The organism is Acetobacter papayae JCM 25143 (assembly GCF_000613285.1).
Lineage (GTDB): Bacteria > Pseudomonadota > Alphaproteobacteria > Acetobacterales > Acetobacteraceae > Acetobacter > Acetobacter papayae.
Genome location: NZ_BAIN01000008.1, coordinates 41,611 through 61,951 on the forward strand (window position 1 = coordinate 41,611; position 20,341 = coordinate 61,951).

General features: G+C 59.7%; 12 protein-coding genes and 6 pseudogenes. 15 read left to right on the forward strand and 3 right to left on the reverse strand.

The features are described 5' to 3' along the window. Positions 1–5: 5 nt before the first annotated feature. The 13 genes and pseudogenes from nuoG to JCM25143_RS03735 all read left to right on the forward strand — a co-directional run bounded on the left by nuoG (position 6) and on the right by JCM25143_RS03735 (position 14,713). Positions 6–2,069, forward strand: coding sequence for an NADH-quinone oxidoreductase subunit NuoG (nuoG, locus tag JCM25143_RS03675; protein ID WP_025860062.1), 2,064 nt, complete (start codon positions 6–8; stop codon positions 2,067–2,069). A gap of 5 nt (positions 2,070–2,074) precedes the next feature. Then, complete coding sequence (gene nuoH, locus JCM25143_RS03680) at positions 2,075–3,103, forward strand: NADH-quinone oxidoreductase subunit NuoH (RefSeq protein ID WP_025860063.1); 1,029 nt, start codon at positions 2,075–2,077, stop codon at positions 3,101–3,103. Next, on the forward strand, positions 3,103–3,591 hold the full coding sequence (gene nuoI, locus JCM25143_RS03685) for an NADH-quinone oxidoreductase subunit NuoI (protein ID WP_025860064.1): 489 nt from the start codon (positions 3,103–3,105) through the stop codon (positions 3,589–3,591). Before nuoH ends, nuoI begins: the two co-directional genes overlap by 1 nt. Positions 3,592–3,627: 36 nt before the next feature. After that, positions 3,628–4,347 carry an NADH-quinone oxidoreductase subunit J gene (locus tag JCM25143_RS03690; protein WP_025860065.1) on the forward strand — a complete coding sequence of 240 codons (720 nt, stop codon included), beginning with the start codon at positions 3,628–3,630 and terminating at the stop codon, positions 4,345–4,347. Next, positions 4,344–4,667 carry an NADH-quinone oxidoreductase subunit NuoK gene (nuoK, locus tag JCM25143_RS03695; RefSeq protein WP_035370430.1) on the forward strand — a complete coding sequence of 108 codons (324 nt, stop codon included), beginning with the start codon at positions 4,344–4,346 and terminating at the stop codon, positions 4,665–4,667. Before JCM25143_RS03690 ends, nuoK begins: the two co-directional genes overlap by 4 nt. Positions 4,668–4,673: 6 nt before the next feature. Further along, positions 4,674–6,613 (forward strand): annotated as a pseudogene (gene nuoL / locus JCM25143_RS16595) (NADH-quinone oxidoreductase subunit L). Between the two features lie 61 nt (positions 6,614–6,674). Next, the gene (gene nuoN, locus JCM25143_RS03705) at positions 6,675–8,117 is read left to right on the forward strand and encodes an NADH-quinone oxidoreductase subunit NuoN (RefSeq protein WP_025860067.1); all 1,443 of its coding nucleotides are present in this window, start codon (positions 6,675–6,677) and stop codon (positions 8,115–8,117) included. Beyond that, positions 8,114–8,859 (forward strand): annotated as a pseudogene (locus JCM25143_RS16600) (biotin--[acetyl-CoA-carboxylase] ligase). The gene nuoN and the pseudogene JCM25143_RS16600 overlap by 4 nt, the downstream one beginning before the upstream one ends. Positions 8,860–8,861: 2 nt before the next feature. Next, a complete protein-coding gene (locus JCM25143_RS03715; RefSeq protein ID WP_025860068.1) occupies positions 8,862–9,671 on the forward strand; it encodes a type III pantothenate kinase in 810 nt (269 codons plus the stop codon). Positions 9,672–9,680: 9 nt separating this feature from the next. Beyond that, positions 9,681–11,322, forward strand: a pseudogene (locus JCM25143_RS16605) (ribonuclease J). 144 nt (positions 11,323–11,466) lie between these two features. Next, positions 11,467–12,783 (forward strand): proline--tRNA ligase, encoded by a 1,317-nt coding sequence (proS, locus tag JCM25143_RS03725; protein WP_025860069.1) that lies wholly within the window; start codon positions 11,467–11,469, stop codon positions 12,781–12,783. Between the two features lie 5 nt (positions 12,784–12,788). Further along, positions 12,789–14,034: pseudogene (locus tag JCM25143_RS16610) on the forward strand (lipoprotein-releasing ABC transporter permease subunit). Continuing rightward, positions 14,027–14,713, forward strand: a complete 687-nt coding sequence (locus tag JCM25143_RS03735) for an ABC transporter ATP-binding protein (RefSeq protein WP_025860070.1) — start codon at positions 14,027–14,029, stop codon at positions 14,711–14,713. Before JCM25143_RS16610 ends, JCM25143_RS03735 begins: the two are co-directional and overlap by 8 nt. Here the strand turns inward: JCM25143_RS03735 and JCM25143_RS03740 are convergent. Then, a complete protein-coding gene (locus JCM25143_RS03740) occupies positions 14,710–15,195 on the reverse strand; it encodes a glutathione peroxidase (RefSeq protein ID WP_025860071.1) in 486 nt (161 codons plus the stop codon). The genes JCM25143_RS03735 and JCM25143_RS03740 overlap by 4 nt on opposite strands. Positions 15,196–15,451: 256 nt before the next feature. Between JCM25143_RS03740 and JCM25143_RS03750 the strand changes: the two genes are divergently transcribed. Continuing rightward, positions 15,452–16,234 carry an IclR family transcriptional regulator gene (locus JCM25143_RS03750; protein ID WP_025860072.1) on the forward strand — a complete coding sequence of 261 codons (783 nt, stop codon included), beginning with the start codon at positions 15,452–15,454 and terminating at the stop codon, positions 16,232–16,234. Positions 16,235–16,348: 114 nt separating this feature from the next. Here the strand turns inward: JCM25143_RS03750 and glmS are convergent. Together glmS and glmU are read right to left on the reverse strand one after the other, a co-directional pair. Continuing rightward, positions 16,349–18,170: pseudogene (gene glmS / locus JCM25143_RS16615) on the reverse strand (glutamine--fructose-6-phosphate transaminase (isomerizing)). Further along, positions 18,170–19,515, reverse strand: a pseudogene (gene glmU, locus JCM25143_RS16620) (bifunctional UDP-N-acetylglucosamine diphosphorylase/glucosamine-1-phosphate N-acetyltransferase GlmU). Before glmU ends, glmS begins: the two co-directional pseudogenes overlap by 1 nt. Before the next feature lie 114 nt (positions 19,516–19,629). Here glmU and JCM25143_RS03765 point away from each other — a divergent pair. Next, entirely contained in the window at positions 19,630–20,310 is a 681-nt protein-coding gene (locus tag JCM25143_RS03765; protein WP_025860073.1) for an HAD hydrolase-like protein, read from the forward strand. Positions 20,311–20,341: the final 31 nt, after the last annotated feature.

Consider the following 20,341-nt stretch of genomic DNA (forward strand, 5'->3'; position numbering starts at 1 on the left):
GGATAATGGTGAGGGTAATTGTAGACGGTATTCCGGTGGATGTGCCCGCCGGGTCCAGCGCCCTGCAGGCCTGCGAGGCGGCGGGCAAGGAAATCCCGCGTTTCTGCTACCATGAGCGCCTGTCCGTTGCGGGTAACTGCCGCATGTGTCTGGTGGAAGTCGCGCGCGCACCCAAGCCGGTGGCGTCCTGCGGGTTCCCGGTTGGTGAGGGTATGGAAATCTTCACTGATACGCAGGTGGTGCGGCGCGCCCGCCGGGCTGTCATGGAATTTCTGCTGATCAACCATCCCCTAGATTGCCCTATCTGCGATCAGGGTGGCGAGTGCGATCTGCAGGATCAGGCCTATGGCTATGGCTCGGGTATTTCGCGTTATCAGGAAGACAAGCGGGCGGTAACGGACAAGGACCTTGGGCCTCTGGTTAAAACGGTCATGACGCGGTGCATTCAGTGCACGCGTTGTGTGCGTTTCAGCACGGAAGTGGCAGGCACGCCCGAGCTCGGTCTGGTCTCGCGTGGTGAAAATGCTGAAATCACGACCTATGTTGAGAAAGCGCTGACTTCGGAACTTTCCGGTAATCTTATCGATGTTTGTCCGGTTGGTGCGCTAACAGCCAAGCCGTCGGCCTTTCATGCCCGCTCGTGGGAATACAAAAAGACAGACAGCATTGATGTCATGGATGCGCTGGGCACCAATATTCAAGTGCAGGCGCGTGGTGGCGAGGTTATGCGCATCGTTCCACGTGTGAATGATGAAGTGAATGAAGAATGGCTGTCAGATAAAGGACGTTTCTCGGTTGATGGCCTGAAGCGGAAGAGGCTTGACCGTCCTTGGGTGCGCGTTAATGGCAAACTCATTGCTGTGCCATGGAAAGATGCGCTGGTTGCACTGGCCCGCAGGCTCGATGGTGTTTCGGGCGACCGGATTGGGGCTATCGCCGGTGATCTGTGTGATGCGGAAAGCCTGTGTGCACTCAAGGACCTTATGACAGCACTCGGTTCGGCCAATCTGGACTGCCGACAGGATGGGGCTTGGTATGATACGACCCGTCGGGATGGCTATCTGTTCAATAGTGACCTGACCGGTATCGATCAGGCGGATGCCCTGCTGATTGTCGGTTCGACACCACGGCATGAAGCGCCAGTGCTGAATGCGCGGATACGTAAACGGTTTGTCGATGCCGGGCGGGGTGCTTTTCCGGTTGGGATTATCGGCGCGCCGCGCTGCGATCTGACTTACGATGCCACCGTGCTGGGGGAAGGACCGGAAACGCTTGCAGCCCTGCTGGCAGGTGAGCATCCGTTTGCCGATATTCTGAAAAATGCCAAGCATCCCATGATTATTCTGGGGCATGCGGCCCTGACCCGGCGGGACGCGCCAGCGGTTTACGCTGCCTGCCGTGCCTTGGCCGAGGCAACGGGCGTGATTGCAGAAGGTTGGAACGGCTTTAACATCCTGCACACAGCGGCCTCTCGCGTAGGGGCGCTCGATCTCGGCTTCCTGCCGGGCGCGCATGGCAGGGCGGCAAGCTCCATGGTGAGGGGCGGGGTGGATGTCTTGTGGCTGCTCGGCGCTGATGATGTGCCGGTGGAGCGGATACCGGCTGATACTTTCGTCGTATATCAGGGCCATCATGGCGATGCGGCTGCTGCACGGGCTGATATCATTCTGCCCGGTGCGGCCTATACCGAAAAACCGGGCACATATGTCAATACGGCCGGGCGTGTGCAGCGGGCGTTCCGTGCTGTGTTCGCTCCGGGTGAGGCGCGTGAAGACTGGCGGATTATCCGGGCTTTTTCCGAAGTTGTTGCCCATACCCTGCCATATGACACGCTGGAGCAGTTGCGTGAGCGGATGGCCGAGGTCAATCCTGTTTTCGCTATGACGGGTGAGGGCGCGGCCTTGTTGCCGGGGGCTGGTGTGGCTGATGACCCTGCCGAGGCAGTGGCTTTTGATGAAGCCCCGTTCCGGCCGGTTATCCGTGATTATTACCAGACTAACGTCATCAGCCGGGCAAGCCAGACCATGGCGGAATGTTCCGCCGTGTATGGCGTGGCGGCGGCGGAGTAACGGGCATGGCGCAGTTTTTCTACCATACGCTTGTCGGCCAGATCTGCCTGATGCTGCTGGAAACGCTGGCCGTTCTGGTGCCGCTGCTGATTGGCGTGGCGTATCTGACGCTGATGGAACGCAAGGTTATGGCGGCCATGCAGCGTCGCCGGGGGCCGAACGTGAACGGGCCTTTCGGTCTGTTGCAGGCCTTTGCCGATGCGATCAAGATGATCGTAAAGGAAACGGTTATTCCGGCAGGTGCAAATCGCGGGCTGTTTCTGTTTGCACCGTTTCTGACCTTTTCTCTGGCCATGGTGGCATGGGCGGTTATTCCCACCGGTAACGGGCTGGCGGTTGCCAACATCAATGTCGGTATTCTCTACCTGCTGGCGATTTCCTCGCTGGGGGTTTACGGCATTCTGATTGCAGGCTGGGCGTCTAATTCGAAATACGCCTTTTTGGGTGGCCTGCGCTCTGCCGCACAGATGGTGTCTTACGAAGTATCCATCGGGCTTGTTATTGTGTCCGTCCTGCTTGCGGTGGGTAGTCTGAACCTGAATGACATTGTGCTGGCCCAGCGGCATGTGTGGTTCTGCGTGCCGATGTTTCCGATGTTTATCGTGTTTTTCATATCGGCTCTGGCGGAAACCAACCGTGCACCATTCGATCTACCGGAAGGGGAAAGCGAACTGGTGGCAGGGTTTTTTGTCGAATATTCGTCCCTTGCCTTCGGGCTGTTCTTTCTGGGCGAATACGCGAACATGATCCTGATGTCGTCCATGGTGAGCATTCTTTTCCTTGGTGGGTGGCTGCCGCCTCTGGGTATTGCGCCTCTGACATGGATACCCGGCCCGCTATGGCTGATTTTCAAAATCCTGTTCTGCCTGTTCGTCTTTATCTGGGTGCGCGCGACGTTCCCCCGCTACCGGTACGATCAGCTTATGCGTCTGGGCTGGAAGGTTTTTCTGCCTTTCTCGCTGTTGTGGATGATTGGAACGGCCGGTTTTCTGATGGCGACGGGCCTGCTCCCGCATAGTGGAGGTGTGAACTAATGAGCACCCTGTCCAATACGCTGCGTTCCTTCCTGCTCAAGGAAATTGTCTCGGGCATGGCATCGACGTTTCGTATGATGTTTCAGCCCAAGGTGACGCTGAATTACCCGTACGAAAAAGGGCCGCTTTCTCATCGTTTCCGGGGCGAGCATGCCCTGCGGCGCTATGCCAACGGGGAGGAGCGCTGCATTGCCTGCAAATTATGCGAGGCAACCTGCCCGGCGGAGGCCATTACCATTGAAGCGCAGGAGCGTGATGATGGTTCGCGCCGCACAACGCGCTACGATATCGACATGACCAAATGCATCTATTGCGGCCTGTGCGAGGAAGCCTGCCCGGTGGATGCGATCGTTGAAGGCCCGAACTATGAATTTGCCACGGAAACCCGTGAAGAACTCATGTACGACAAGAACCGCCTTCTTGCGAATGGTGACCGCTGGGAAAGCCTGCTGGCCCGTCGGCTCGAACTTGATGCGCCATACCGGTGAACAGATGCAACGCGTGACGCGGCAGGAGGTCAGCCCATGATGGCGCAGCTTGTTTTTTATATCTTTACCGCCGTGCTGCTGTTTTCGGCTGTCATGGTCATTACGGCACGCAACCCGGTTCATTCGGTGCTGTTTCTCATCCTTGCGTTTTTTAACGCATCAGGCCTGTTTCTGGTGGCGGGGGCCGAGTTTCTGGCCATGCTGCTGGTGATTGTCTATGTGGGCGCGGTGGCGGTGCTGTTCCTGTTTGTGGTGATGATGCTTGATGTCGATTTCGGGCAGCTCCGCGAAGGGTTTCAGAAATACGCCCCTCTGGGTGGGTGTGTTGGGGGCGTGCTGTTTGCCGAACTGGTGCTTGCCTTCAGCCATTGGGAAATGGCTCCCGGCCGGGCGGCTCCTCTGGCCGCACCGGGGCTGACCAACACGGCGGCTTTGGGCGGGCTTATCTATACCCATTACGTGCTGCTGTTTCAGGCCTGCGGTCTGGTGCTGCTGGTGGCCATGATTGGCGCCATTACGCTGACCCTGCGTGAAAAAACTACGGGGCGGCGGCAGAACATTACCCGTCAGCATGCCCGCACACGCGCGGATACACTTGAAATGCTGGACCTCGAACTGGGTGAGAGCGTTGCCGACCGGGGTGGTTTCCTCCGCCCCAAGGCGTCTTACAACGAAATTGCCGTGCCGGGCTCCTACGGTCTTGTGCCTGAAAACCCACAGGACGATGCCGCCAGCAACAGGGAGAAGGGCGCATGAACGCCGCGATCGATGCCATAGGGCTGGGGCCTTACCTCTTTGTCAGCGCTGCTTTGTTGGTGCTCGGAGTGTTCGGTATTTTCCTTAACCGTAAAAATATCATCGTGATGCTGATGGCGATGGAGCTGATCCTGCTTTCGGCCAATCTCAATCTGGTCGCGTTTTCATCCGCACTGGGAGATTTGTCCGGACAGGTCATGGTTCTGTTCGTGTTGACGATTGCAGCCGCTGAAGCGGCAATCGGCCTGGCCATTGTAACGGTCTATTTCCGTAACCGTGGGTCCATCCAGGTTGAAGATGTCACGATGATGAAGGGCTGAGCGGCCATGCACACTGATCTCAACCTGTTTTCCGTGGCTGTTCTGGCCCCCTTGGCCGGAGCAGTGGTGGCGGGGCTTGGCGGACGGCTGATGGGCGATGCCCTGGCCAAGGCCGTAACCCTTGTGTGCATGGGGGTGGCAACGCTGTGCGGCGTTGGTGCCCTGTGTGGCGCATGGGGGCAGGGCTTTCCGCATTTGAGCCTGCCGCTGGCGGAGTGGGTGAACGCGGGTGGTTTCGAAGCGACATGGACCCTGCGGTTCGATACGCTGTCCGTAACCATGGTGGCCATGGTGCTTTCGGTTTCCCTGCTCGTGCATGTGTACAGCGTGGGATACATGAGCCACGAAACCATGCCTGCGTATCGTTTCTTTTCCTATCTGTCGCTTTTCACCTTCGCCATGCTCATGCTGGTTTCGTCCAATGATCTGGTGCAGTTGTTCTTCGGGTGGGAAGGCGTTGGTCTGGCGAGTTACCTGCTGATTGGCTACTGGTATGACCGCCCGGCAGCAACCGCCGCTGCCATCAAGGCTTTTGTGGTTAACCGCGTGGCGGATCTGTTCTTCATCGTCGGGATCGGGCTGATTTACGTCGTGTTCCACACGGTGCAGTACGATGCAGTGTTCGCGACCGTGCCGCAGGTATTGCTGGCTACCTATACGGTGTGTGGCGTGCAGGTGCGGGTGCTGGAGGTTATCTGCTTCCTGCTGTTTGTAGGGGCCATGGGCAAATCGGCCCAGCTGTTCCTGCACACATGGTTGCCGGATGCGATGGAAGGCCCCACGCCGGTTTCCGCCCTGATCCATGCTGCAACGATGGTGACGGCAGGCGTATTCCTGATGGCCCGTATGTCTCCACTGCTGGAGTTTGCACCCGGCACGCGCGGGTTTGTGGTGCTGATTGGCGCGAGCACCTGCTTTTTCGCGGCAACGGTGGGCATGGTGCAGCCTGATATCAAACGCACCATTGCCTATTCCACCTGCTCGCAGCTTGGCTACATGTTCGCGGCTATCGGGGTGGGTGCCTATCAGGCGGCTGTTTTCCACCTGACAACCCATGCCTTTTTCAAGGCGCTACTGTTCCTTGCCGCAGGCTCGGTTATTCATGCCATGCATGATGAGCAGGATATGTTCCGCATGGGCGGGTTGTGGAAAAAGCTGCCACTGACCTACGCCGTGGTGTGGATTGGTAGTCTGGCTCTGGCTGGCGTGTTTCCGTTCGCGGGATACTGGTCGAAGGATGCCATTCTCAACGCGCTATGGGTTTCGGGTGACTCATGGAGCCATTACGGTTGGGTGCTGGGCACGGTAACGGCCTTCCTGACGGCCTTCTATAGCTGGCGTCTGATCCTGCTGGTATTCCATGGCCATGCGGCGGATGCTCACGCGCTGGAAGCCGCGCATGAAAGCCCTGCCATTATGACCGTGCCGCTTGTCTGCCTGTCTGTTGGTGCTGTTTTTGCCGGGCTGCTGCTGGCCCCGTTCTATATCGGTGCGCATCAAGCTGCATTCTGGAATGGTGCCATTTTTAACGCACCGGGCAATTTTATTATGGAGCGGCTTGAGCAGGCTCCGGGCTGATCGCCCTACTGCCCTCGCTGGCGGGCATTGCGGGCATTGCGCTGGCGTTTGTTTTCTACAAACTCGTGCCAACCCTGCCTGCACGGCTGGCACAGGCTCTGTGGCCGGTTTACCGCTTCCTGCTCAACAAATGGTATTTTGACGAGCTGTACGATTTCATTTTCGTGCGCCCCTACGCAGTTCTGGCGCGTGCGCTCTGGAAAGGTGGCGAGGAGGGCGTGGTCGAAGGCATGCCGCTCGATGCGGTGCGCGCCACGCGCGAAAGCGCCGTGCAGGCTGTTCGGTTGCAGACTGGCTCGCTCGCTCTATACGCCTTCAGCATGCTTGGGGGGCTTGTGGTGCTGCTCACCGTGGCCCTGTGTGGATGAGTGCCATGTCTGGTTGTGACCTGATTTCTGTTCCCTGCTTTCCTCTGCGGAGTGCTGCGTGATGGGTGTGTCTTCCTTCAACTGGGCGATTGCCCTCCCGGAAATCGCGCTGGCGCTGGCGGGTGTTGTCATTCTGGCCGGGGTTGTTCTGCAACCCAAGGGGGAGGGGTTTCTGCCCGCCACGGTGCTGAGTGGTGCCGCGCTGCTGGGTTGCATGGTGCTGGTGCTGGTATGCCCGCAGGGTCATGGCTACGCGGGCACGTTTGTTAATGACGGTTTTGCCCGTTTCATGAAAATTCTGGTTCTGGCGGGGGCTTTGGTCGCTGTAGTGCTGGGTGCCGGCTACCGCACGCGCGAACAGCGAACCCTGCCGTTTGAGGCCCCGGTGCTGATCCTGTTTTCCACGCTGGGGGCGATGATTATGGCGTCCTCCGCCAATCTCATGACGCTGTTTGTGGGGCTGGAGCTGTCATCGCTGTCCATTTACATTCTATGCGCGCTGGAGCGGGATAATGTCCTGTCGTCAGAAGCCGGGCTGAAATATTTCATTCTGGGCTCTCTGGCTTCTGGTCTGCTGCTTTACGGCATTTCGCTGGTGTATGGTTTTGCAGGCACCATGGAATATACCGGCCTGATCGAAGCCGTGCGTTCCGCTGCCATACCGCCCATGGGGCTTGTTGTGGGCATTGTCTTTGTACTGGTTGGGCTGTGCTTCAAGCTGTCGATGGTGCCGTTCCATATGTGGACACCCGATGTCTATCAGGGTGCGCCTACGCCCGTGACGGCTTATATGGCGGGGGCTCCCAAATTTGCCGCTTTCGCGCTGTTCCTGCGCGTTATGGCCGGGCCGTTTGGGGCCGTGGCGCCGCGCTGGCAGATCCTGATTGAAACAGTCTCGATCCTGTCCATGGTGTATGGTGCGTTTGCGGCTATTCCGCAGACCAACATCAAGCGGCTGATGGCGTATTCTTCCATTGGGCATATGGGGTATGCCCTTATGGGGCTGGCAGCGGCTTCCATGGCCGGATTGCAGGCTACTCTGGTCTATCTGAGCGCGTATCTGATCATGAATGCGGGGACATTTGGCTGTATTGCGGCCATGCGCCGTAACGGGCGTGAGGTGAACGGCATTGCCGACCTCGCCGGGCTGGGCAAGACAGACCCCGGCATGGCGCTGGCGCTGGCCATTTTTATGTTCAGCATGGTGGGGGCTCCCCCTCTGGCCGGGTTCTTTGGCAAATTTCTGGTGTTTGCTGCCGCCTGGCAGGCTGGCCAGTATCCGCTGGTGGCGGTGGGGGCTGCGGCAAGCATTGTCGGTGCCTATTATTACCTGCGCATTGTCAAGGTGATGTATTTTGATGCACCGGATCAGGCGTTGGACCGGCCCGCGCCGGGTCTGCTGCTGGTATCGGGCGGTATGGGTCTGGCCACGGTTCTGTTCATTGCCGTGCTGGGGCCGATTCTGTCCTTCGCACATCAGGCTGCGATTGCGCTGGTCGGATGAGTAACCCGGCATGGCCGTGGCGGCTTGAGTGCCACGAGGAACTGACATCGACCTCTGATTACTGCATGGAGCGGCTCAGGCAGGTGAGCCCAGTGGTCTGGCGGTTCTGGCCAGACGGCAGAGCAAGGGACGTGGCAGCCGGGGGCGGCAATGGCTGGATTCCGGGCAAAGTCTTGCCCTATCTGTTCTGCTTGATGCAGGCGTTACGCAGCAGGATGCGCTGGGGGGCTGGCCTTTTGCCGCCTCCCTTGCGTTTTATGATGGCCTTGTTGACAGCGTGCCTGCGGCCCGTGTGCGGCTGAGCATAAAATGGCCGAACGATATTCTGCTCGACGGGCGCAAGCTCGGCGGCATTCTGATCGAGCGGGAAGGCGAGAGGCTGGTGATCGGCATGGGGGCCAACCTTCAGGCGGCTCCGGATCAGGCCCTGACCGGTCAGGGAACCGCCTGTCTTGCTCAGTGCGGTCCGGTGGGTGATGTCGAAGATGTCGCGCGCGCGGTGCTGGCGCGGCTGGGCCAGTGGTGCGATATATGGCGCAGGGAAGGCTTTGAATCTCTGCGTCTTGCATGGCTAGAAAGGGCGCACCCGCCTGGAACGCCTCTTGTCGTCAGGGGCGCGAGTACTTATGAGGAAGGGCGCTTCGCCGGGCTGACGGCGGATGGACGCCTGCTGCTGGACACGGTTGCGGGCACAAAAGTGATCGCAACAGGTGATATCCTGCTTGCGGAAGGGAGAGGCTAGGGTTGCTGCTCGTCATTGATGCCGGGAACACCAATGTTGTGTTTGCTGTGCATGACGCGGAAAAATGGCGGGGCGTGTGGCGCATTACCATGCAGGCGCAGCGCACGTCTGACGAGTATGCCGTGTGGCTGCTGGCTTTGCTGCGCACACAGGGGCTGAGCCCTGCCGACGTCAAAGGGGCCGTGATCGGCACCGTCGTGCCCGCCGCCCTTTATCATCTCAGAACATTGTGCCGCCAGTGGTTTGCGGTCGAGCCACTTCTGGCTTCCGCCCGACTGGACTGGGGGTTCTCCATTCTGGTGGATAACCCGGACGAGGTGGGTGTTGACCGTCTCTTGAACGGTCTGGCCGCGCACCACAACTATGGTGGGCCATTGACCGTTATCGATTTTGGCACAGCTACGACATTTGACGTAGTAGACCGTGAAGGCAGCTATTGCGGTGGGGTGATCGCGCCGGGTATCAATCTATCGGTTGAGGCGCTGCATCAGGCGGCGGCCCGTTTGCCCCGCATTGGCATTGGGCGTCCGGTGGGAGATTCGGCCATCGGGCGCAATACGGTTTCGGCCATGCGGTCGGGTGTGTTCTGGGGGTATGTTGGTTTGATCGAGGGGATCGTCGAGAGGATCAGGCGGGAAGTGGGGCCCATGAAGGTGCTCGCGACCGGCGGTCTGGCTCCGCTCTTCTCGGAGGGAACGACTATTTTCGACCATGTGGATTCAATGTTGACCCTGAACGGGCTGCGCTTGCTGGCGGGGCGCAATCCCCTGCCAAAACTGACTGTAGAACGAGATTTTCTGACTGAAGGATAAAACGACATTATGACAGGACAAAACGGCGATCTGCCTTTCTGCCCTTGGGTGGAACGGGCGAGATCGGCATGAACCTGAACCTGTATCGTCTGGGCGATACATGGCTTGCCATTGACTGCGGCATTGGTTTCAGCGGGAACGACACCCCGGAAGCTGAAATTCTGGTGCCGGACCCGGCCTTTATCGTGGAACGGAAAAACAGCCTCGCAGGCTGGTTATCACTCACGCGCATGAAGACCATATTGGCGCTGTTGCCCATATGTGGCCCATGCTCGAATGCCCGGTTTACGTCACGCCGTTCGCGGCGGCCGTGCTGCGCCGCAAGCTGGCGGAAGCGCGGCTGAACGATGTGCCGATCAAGGTTGTCATGCCCGGCAGCCGTTTCAATGTCGGCCCGTTCGATATCGAATTCGTGCCCGTAACGCATTCGGTGCCCGAGGCACAGTCCATGGTGCTGCGCACACCTGCGGGTATCGTGGTGCATACGGGTGACTGGAAGTTCGATCCCGAGCCGCTGGTTGGCCCCGCGACAGACCTGAACCGGCTTGAGGAAATCGGCCGTGAAGGCGTGCTGGCACTTGTGTGCGACAGCACGAACGTCATGAAGCCCGGCCCTTCGCAGTCTGAATCCGAAGTGCGCCGTAGCATGACGGAACTGGTGGGGGAGCTTAAGGGCCGTATTGCGGTTACCTGCTTTGCCTCCAACGTGGCGCGTGTTGAAACCATTGCCATGGCAGCACAGGCAGCAGGCCGTACGGTGGTGCTGGTCGGGCGCTCCCTGCGCAACCTCGATACCGCCGCGCGTGAATGTGGCTATCTGTCGGGTGTTCTGCCGTTCCTGAGCGAGCAGGACGTGAACGACGTGCCCGATGACAAGCTGCTGATGATCATCACCGGCAGTCAGGGCGAGCCCCGCTCGGCGCTTTCCCGTATTTCGATCGACGAACACCCGAATATCTCGCTGGGTGAGGGTGATACGGTCATTTATTCCAGCCGTATGATTCCGGGCAACGAGCGCGCCATCATGGCCGTGCAGGATAATCTGGCACGCCGGGGTGTTACGGTTATTACCGACCGTGAACGCTTTGTGCATGTGTCCGGCCATGCAACGGGTGGCGATGTGCGCAAGATGTATGACCTGCTGCGCCCGCAGCATGTTGTGCCGGTGCACGGCGAATGGCGCCACCTGACGGCACAGGCCGCTCTGGCGCAGGAAGCCGGCATTACGCCGGTGCTGCTGGAGGATGGTGATATCCTGCAGCTTGCTCCGGGCCGGGTCGAGGTGGTGGATACAGCCCCCACGGGCCGTCTGGCGCTTGATGCGGGGCGTCTGCTGTCCATGAACGGTGGCGTGCTGGCGGCGCGGCGCAAGATGCTGTTCAACGGTATCGTTATCGGCAGCTTCGCGGTGGATGAGGAAGGCTTTGTTATTGGCGACCCCAAGGTGAGTGCACCGGGGCTGCTTGAGCCGGATGATCTGGAAAGCGTGCGCGTGCGCGAGGAATTCGCCAATGCGCTGGATATCATCCCCGATGAACTGCGTAATGAGGACAGCACGTTCCGCGATGCTGCCAAAACCGCGCTGCGTCGTGCTCTGGGCCGCAAGCTGCAAAAACGCCCGCTGGTGGATGTGCATCTGCTGCGCGTCTGAGGTGGTATGACAACATCATTCGCCCGAAGGAGGCCCATCGCGGGTTTCCTTTGGGCGTTTGCTGTTCTAGAGCAGAAAACAGGATCAATCATTCCGGGATGTTCCCACTCAGGGGAGCGTTCATCGTACAGGGCATAACCGACCATGCGTCTTTCGCGCAGCTTCATTCCCACGCTTAAGGAAAACCCTGCAGAGGCGCAGATCGTCTCGCACAGGCTCATGCTGCGCGCAGGGCTGATCCGCCAGACGGCGTCTGGTATCTATGCCTGGCTGCCTGCTGGCCTGCGTGTGCTGCGCAATATCAGCCAGATCGTGCGTGAGGAACAGAACCGCATTGATGCGCAGGAAGTGCTTATGCCCACCCTGCAATCTGCCGATCTGTGGCGGCGCTCGGGCCGTTACGATGCCTACGGACCGGAAATGCTGCGTATTCAGGACCGGCACAAGCGCGAACTGCTGTACGGTCCGACCAATGAGGAAATGATTACGGACCTGTTTGGTCAGTCCGTTAAATCCTACAAGGAACTGCCGCAGGCACTGTATCACATCCAGTGGAAATTCCGCGATGAAGTGCGGCCCCGCTTCGGGGTCATGCGCGGGCGTGAGTTCCTGATGAAAGACGCCTATAGCTTCGATGTCGACTATGCTGGCGCTGTTGCGACCTATCGGCGCATGCTGCTGTCTTATCTGCGGACATTCCAGCGTTTGGGCGTGCAGGCGGTGCCCATGCGCGCTGATACCGGCCCCATTGGCGGTGAACTCAGCCATGAATTCCTGATTCTGGCCCCTACGGGTGAAAGCGGCGTGTTTTATGACGCCGCGCTGGAAGAGCAGGACTGGCTGGATGAACCGGTTGACGTAAACAGCCCGGCGGAGCTGGAAGCCTTTTTCAACCGTGTGACCACGCCGTATGCGGCAACGGATGAAATGCACGACACCGCCGCATGGGAGAATGTGCCGGTAGAGCGCCGCCGCGAAGGCCGTGGCGTGGAAGTCGGGCATATTTTCTACTTCGGCACGAAATATACCGAGGCGATGGATATCAGCATTGCCGGGCCGGATGGCAACAAACTCCACCCGGAAATGGGGTCTTACGGCATTGGCGTGTCCCGTCTGGCGGGGGCCATTATCGAGGCCAGCCATGACGAGAACGGTATTATCTGGCCGGATTCCATTGCGCCGTTCAAGGCGGCTATCCTGAACCTGAAATCGGGCGATGAACTGTGCGATGCGCTGTGCGAGCGGATTTACGCGGCTGCCCCCGATGCCTTCCTGTATGATGATAGGCCGGAGCGTGCAGGCGTGAAGTTTGCGGATGCCGACCTTATGGGCCACCCGTGGCAGATTGTCGTGGGGCCGCGTGGTGCCAAGGCCGGGCAGGTGGAACTCAAGCGCCGCGCCACGGGCGAGCGGCAGGAGCTGGCGATAGACGATGCGCTGGCTCTGGTTCTGGCTGGTTAAGCGGTATGTTTGGCCCCTTTGAGCGCGCGGTGGCGGGCCGTTACCTCCGTGCTCGGCGGGGCGAACGTTTTGTTTCGATCATCGCCATTTTCTCACTCATCGGTATTGCTCTTGGCGTTGCCACGCTAATTATCGTCATGGCGGTGATGAACGGCTTTCAGGCTGATCTGATGGGCCGCATACTGGGGCTCAATGGCGATCTGACCGTCTATGGTTCAGGTCGTACCATCAGCGCTTACGAAACAGCGGCGGAAAAAGTGCGCAAGGTGCCCGGTGTTGTGGGGGCTACCCCCATGATCGAAGGCCAGGTGCTGCTGAGCGTGGTGGGTATAATACCGGTGCTGTCGTGCATGGTATGACCCCACAGGGCTTGCAGGGGCTTACGGCTGTCAGTTCCTCGCTGGTGGCGGGATCACTGAACGATTTCGGCGGTGATGATTCCATCGTGGTCGGGGTGACACTGGCCGAGCGCGCCGGGCTTATGGTGGGTTCAGGTGTAACCCTTGTTTCACCCGATGGCGCGGCAACGGCCTTTGGCACAGTGCCGCGTGTCAAAACCTACCATGTCGTGGCGATTTTTGATGCGGGGTGAATGACTACAATTCCAGCGTGGTGTTTCTCCCCATGCAGGCGGCGCAGGTATATTTCCAGATGCCCGGGCAGGTCACGCAGATCATGGTCATGACGGATGACCCCGAGCATGTGCGGCCAGTCACGCTGGCAATCAGCCGGGCTCTGGCTGATCCGGGCCTGCGGGTCATGGACTGGACCAATGCCAATAACGCCCTGTTTGGCGCGGTTCAGGTGGAACAGAATGTCATGTTCCTGATCCTGACGCTGATCATTCTGGTGGCAGCCTTCAATGTCATTTCCTCGCTGATCATGATGGTCAAGGACAAGACCGCAGATATTGCCGTCCTGCGCACACTAGGGGCGAGCCGCGGTGCCATCATGCGGATTTTTCTGATGTGCGGAGCCTTTGTCGGGGTGAGCGGCACCGTGGCGGGAACGCTGCTTGGTGTGGTGTTCTGCGTGAATATCGAGCGGATCAGGCAGGCATTGCAGAAGCTGACAGGCACCAACCTGTTCAACCCCGAAGTGTATTACCTTGAACATCTGCCGGCCAAGCTGGTGTGGGGGCAGGTGGCGGAAGTGATCGTGATGGCGCTTGGCCTCTCGCTGCTGGCCACGCTGTACCCCTCATGGCGTGCCGCGAAAACCGACCCGGTGGAGGCCCTGCGCCATGAGTGAGACGACCGTGCTGTCGCTGCGTGGTGTGGAGAAAAACTACCGCAGTGGTGATAACGATGTCCTCCCCGTGCTCCGTGGAGCGGAGCTGACCCTGCATGCGGGGGAAATCGTGGCGTTGGTAGCGCCGTCCGGCACAGGTAAATCGACCCTCCTGCATCTGGCGGGTCTGCTGGATACACCGGATAATGGCGATATCGTCATTTGCGGCCAGTCCACCCGTGGCATGGCGGAGGCCGGGCGCACGGCGCTGCGGCGTGACCGGATTGGTTTTGTATACCAGTTCCATCACCTGCTCGGAGAATTCAGCGCGCGTGAGAACGTGATGCTACCCCAGATGATCGCGGGCAAGCCCAAGGGGCAGGCGCGGGCAGAGGCCGAACGCCTGCTGGGCATGTTTGGTCTCTCACACCGGGTGGGGCACCTGCCGGGCAAGCTGTCAGGGGGTGAGCAGCAGCGTGTGGCCATAGCCCGTGCGCTGGCTAATGCACCGGCTCTGCTGCTGGCGGATGAGCCGACTGGCAATCTGGACGTGCGCACCGCAGATGCCGTTTTTACGGAACTGCTGGATGCCGTGCGGCAGAAAGGGTTGGCTGCACTGGTTGCAACCCATAACGAAGAACTGCTGCCGCGCATGGACCGGGTGGTGACCCTGCGCGACGGCGTTCTGGTGCCGCGTTAGGCGTTTTTCAGCACCCGCTCTACAGCCTTGCGCACGCGCCAGGCTGTGGGCGGTGTCAGGCTGCTGAACCATGCTGCGGGTAGGCCGTGGCGATCCGTCAGATATTTATAAAAATTCCACCGCGGCTTAGCCAGAAAACCGAGGTCGCTGTCCAGCCACCGGAACAGCGCAATGGTGTCGGCCCCGCGTACCGTGCTGCGTGCTGCCATGGGAAAGGCAACGCCATAATTGCGCTGGCAAAAGCCGGAAATTTCTTCGGACGACCCCGGCTCCTGTCGGCCAAAGTCATTGCTGGGAATGCCAATAACAACCAGCCCGGCTTTATGGTACTGGGTCCACAGCGCTTGCAGGCCTTCATATTGGGGCGTGAAGCCGCAGAGCGATGCGGTATTGGCAAGAAGCACCGGGCGACCGCGATAAGCGCCCAGATCAATGGTTCCGCCTTCAAGAGAGGGCAGGGTGAAATCATACACACAAGTCAAGAGGCTGTCCTTTTGCTACATTTGTGGCAGGAGGAATATTCCATGTAGCCGAATAGCAGACAGGGTGCGAGGGATGATGCGTAATCAGAGGGTGGAAGCCTGCTGCCCTGTTACGGGTTCTTTTTTCAGGCTTCCACCATGCCTCTGCGCGGCAAGATCGTGTTCTGATTTTTGTTGTTCATTATATTGAACTTGATCCTGTATTCTGAATATGAAGAGACGGGCCTCTCCTGTCAACAAGGAAAATAAGAAAAGCATGTCTACTCCACAGGATACGGTTCCAGCCCTGCGCCGAGCCGTCCGCATTCTTGATCTTGTGCGTGCTGCCAGCAGGCCTCCTCTGGCGGCGGATATTGCCCGCCAGCTTGATTTACCGCGCAGTACAGCCCACGGATTGCTGGCCGTGATGGTGGAGCTTGAGCTGCTGGACAAGAACGCGGCGCAGGGATACCGGTTGGGTACACGTCTGCTTGATTGGGCAGGGGACGTAACCGAAAAGCGCGATCTGGTGGCTGAGTTCTACCACGCGCTCGAAACCCGCCCCGATCTGGATTCGTTTACCATCACGCTCACCATGCTCGAAGGGGCGGATGTCGTGTATCTGGCCTGCCGGAACAGCGCGATGGTTCTTGGGGCGTCGTTTCGGGTGGGTATGCGCCTGCCTGCCATTTTTACAGCGACAGGCAATGCCATGCTGGCTGGTATGGATGATGCGTCGTTTGACGAATGGCTGGCCCAGCACCCGGTATCAGGCTGGCCCAAACCGCTGACCCCCAATGCCATACGCTCTATTGCAACGCTGGTGCGTGAAATGGGCGAAATCCGTGACCGTGGCTACGCGGTGGATGACGAGCAGATTCACGATGGGCTGTGGTGCTTCGGCTCAGCCGTAAAGGATCATTCCGGTCAGGCAGTGGCTGGGGTAGGGATCAGTCTGCCGCAGACGGAACTGGGCCGCTATGGCATGGAAAAACTGGGCGAATACGCGGTTGATCTCGCGCGCGCCGTATCTTTCAGGCTGGGTTATCGGGGAGAGTAAGTGCGCGGGCGCTGCATGGCGCAACGCACAGGGCCGGTAAATGCGGGCGCTTGAGCCCCCGCACCGTATGGGTGCAGGGATGCTCTGCGGCAGTGCTCCGCCAGAGGCGGGGGGTTATTCGACCGTAACCGATTTTGCGAGGTTCCGGGGCTGGTCGACATCCGTGCCTTTGAGAATCGCTACTTCGTAAGCGAGCATCTGCACGGGAATGACCTGCACAATCGGGGTTACGAAGTCATGCACATGGGGCAGCACCACCATCTGCTCCGCAATGGCTGAAACGCGCTCTGCTCCTTTGGTGTCGGTAAACACCAGCAGGCGGCCACCGCGGGCCTTGGCTTCCTGTAGGTTCGAAAGCGTTTTGTCGAATAAGGGTGTGTAGGGGGCACTCGCCACGATTGGCACGGAACTGTCGATCAGCGAAATGGGGCCGTGCTTCATCTCGCCCGCAGCGTAGGCCTCGGCGTGGATGTAGGAAATTTCCTTGAGCTTGAGCGCTCCTTCCATCGCTACGGGAAAGAGGCTGCCACGGCCAAGGTAAAGCACGTCGCGCGCTTCAGCCACAACGCGCGCCATGGCGCGTACGGCGTCTTGCTGGGCGAGGGCGTCGGCTGCGCGGGTGGGCAGGTCCAGCAGGGCGGAAACCAGTTCTTCCTCACGCAGCGGGTCGAGTTGCCCGCGGGCGCGGGCGATGGCAATGCTTAGGCAGGCCAGAACGGTGAGCTGTGCGGTGAATGCCTTGGTGGAGGCGACGGAAATTTCAGGACCCGCCACGGTGCCCAGCATGGCATCGCTTTCGCGCGCCATGGTGCTGTGTTCCACATTCAGTATGGACAGGATATGGACGGCACTCTGGCGCAGGGCGCGCAGGGCTGCCAGCGTGTCTGCGGTTTCTCCTGATTGGGAAATCAGCAGCCCGAGCGAGTGTTTGTCCAGCGGTGGGTTACGGTAGCGCAGTTCGCTGGCAACATCGATATCAACCGGCAGGCGGGCGATTTCTTCAAGCCAGTAGCGACCTACCATGCCCGCATAAAAAGCGGAGCCGCAGGCGGTAATGACGGCGCGCGGCACCTCCGTCAGGCTGAATGGCAGTTCAGGCAGTACGACCTTGCGGGTTGCAGGGTCAACCATACGCTGGAGGGTCTGCCCGATCACCAGCGGATGCTCGTGCAGTTCCTTTTCCATGTAATGGCGGTAACCGTCCTTGCCGATGGCCCCTGCCGTCAGGGTAGTGACCTGCTGGGTGCGCTGCACGGGGGTGCCGTCAAAACGGATGAACTCAGCCCGATAGGGGTCAGGATCGCGCAGTCACCGTTTTCCATATAGGTGATGCGCCGTGTCAGGGGGGCCAGCGCCAGCGAGTCCGAACCGAGGAACATTTCTTGCTCGCCATACCCGACAGCCAGCGGGGCATTATGCATGCGCCGATCATCAGCCCGTCATGGCCAGCAAACACCATGGCGATGGCATATGCCCCTTCCAGCCGTTGTAGCGCGGCCAGTGCTGCCTCTTTGGGCAGCAAGCCACGCTGGAGGTGGTAGTCTACCAGTAGGGCGATGGTTTCGCTGTCGGTTTCGGTTTCGAACACCTGCCCGGCGGCTTCGAGTTCGCGTCGCAGGGTTTCGAAGTTTTCGATAATGCCATTATGCACGATCGCCACGCGGGCAGTGCCGTGCGGGTGGGCGTTGCCTGTGGTGGGCGCGCCATGGGTGGCCCAGCGTGTGTGCCCGATGCCGGTTGTGCCAGCCAGCGGTTCGTGTTCGAGCAGGGTGGCCAGATTATCCAACTTGCCTGCCGCCCGGCGGCGCTCGATCTGCCCATTGGACAGGGTGGCGATTCCTGCGGAATCATAGCCACGATATTCAAGGCGACGCAGCCCTTCGAATACGATCGGTGTCGCGTGGCGCAGCCCTGTGGCGCCGCAGATCCCACACATCAGCCGTTTTCCTTCCTTGCTCGTAGCATGTCCTTGTACCGCTTGCCCTGTTCGGGCTTGTTGGCCTGCCGTGCCCGGCCCAGTGCCAGCGCATCAGGCGGTACGTCTGCCGTAATGACGCTGCCAGCGCCGATCAGTGCATTGTCGCCAATGTTGAGCGGTGCAACCAGAACCGAGTCCGATCCCACGAACACATCATGCCCGATCAGCGTGCTGTGCTTGAAGGTACCGTCGTAATTGCAGGTAATGGTGCCCGCGCCGATATTGGTACGGTTGCCAACGCGGGAATCGCCCAGATAGGAGAGGTGGTTGACCTTCACCCCTGTTCCCATGGTCGTGGCTTTGATTTCGACAAAATTGCCAACCGTGAACCCGCGCCAATGCTGCTGCCGGGGCGAATGCGCGCATAGGGGCCGATAACCGTATCAGCGTGGATTTCACAGCCTTCCAGATGGCTGAAAGAGCGGATGGTAGCACCTTCATGCACGATAACGCCGGGGCCGAACACGACATGCGGCTCTATCAGCACATCGGCGGACAGGCAGGTATCAGCACATAGGAAAACGGTTTCAGGTGCGACCAGTGTCACGCCTTCGGCCATGGCGGTTTCACGCAGGCGGGTTTGCATGGCGGCTTCGGCCAAAGCAAGTTCCGCACGGGAATTGACGCCACGTAGTTCATCTTCCGGAGCTTCGACCGCACGCACGCGCCCCTGTTCGGCAACGGCGAGGCCCACGACATCCGTCAGGTAAAATTCCCCCTTGGTGTTGTCGTTGCGTACGGCCTTCAGCCAGCGGCGAAAATCTGAAGCATCGGCACACAGCACGCCTGCATTGCACAAATCCACACTGCGCTCTTCAGGGGTTGCGTCCGCCCATTCCACAATGCGGCTTACTTCACCTTCATGGGCGAGTACGCGCCCGTAACGTGCTGGGTCTTGCGGGCGCATGGCCAGAAGTGCCAGCCCCACTCCGGGCTTGCGGCGCTCTTCGAGCAAAGTGGTGAGGGTGTGGGCTGAAATCAGCGGATTATCGGCATAGAGCACTGCCACATCGCCATCGCCAAAGCAGGCTTCGGCCTGCAAGGCGGCATGGGCGGTGCCGAGGCGGTCATGCTGGATAATAACCGGGTAGGGGGCCACAAGCTCCGCCACGTCTTCCATGCCGGGGCCGACTACGACAACCAGCCGGTCGAAAACGGCGGATGCACTGGCCAGAAGATGCGCAAGCATGGGCAGTCCCGCGATCTGCTGCATGGCTTTGGCGCGGGAGGATTTCATGCGTGTGCCAAGGCCGGCGGCCAGAAGCACGGCTGTGGCAGGGCGGGAGGGGGAAAAAGAGCTCATGAACCATGCGGTAAGACAAGCCTCAGCCTGTGTCAAACCTCTCGCGCCAGTGTTTATACCATGCGAGGATAAGGCGGTTTTTCAGGTTTTTGAAAGCAGAAGAGGCAGCACGCGATGACAGTACGCAGACTGGCGGTTTTTGACATGGATGGGACCTTGCTGGATTCCCTACCGGACCTTGCGGAAAGCTGCCGCGAGCTTCTGGCTTTCTATGGTCTGCCTGTTCTGTCGGACACCATGATCAGAACCATGATAGGGCGTGGTGTGGCGGTTCTGGTTTCCAAAGCACTGGCGGCTGCCAGAAGTCTGGTGGGCGAGCGGGCACCAGTTGTGGATGAAGCCGAGGCCGCGGCCCGGTTCATGACGTTATATATGCCACGGCTGACCCGTCTTTCGCGCCTGTTTCCGGGGGCGGAGGATGCCCTGCGGGCGTTGCGCAATGCGGGTTGGGAACTGGCGGTGTGCACCAACAAGCCTGAGGCGGCGGCGCGTGAAATCCTGCATGCGCTGGATGTGGCCGACCTGTTTGTGGCTGTTGGCGGTGGGGACAGTTTTGCAGTTAAAAAACCAGATCCCGCCCATCTGTTAGGCACGATTGCCATGGCGCATGGGCAGGCGGATCGTAGCGTTATGGTGGGGGATATGCCGCCAGACTGGCTCGCGGCGGAGGGGGCAGGCTGCCCATTTGTGTACGCGGCATGGGGGTATGGCCAGCAACCACCAGAAGGCGGGCAATGGCAGGCAGGATCAATGGTGGAAGTGCCAGCTCTGCTGGAAACCATACTGCCGGTATAATGTGGTGATGCGGCGATACGTATCGCCGCAT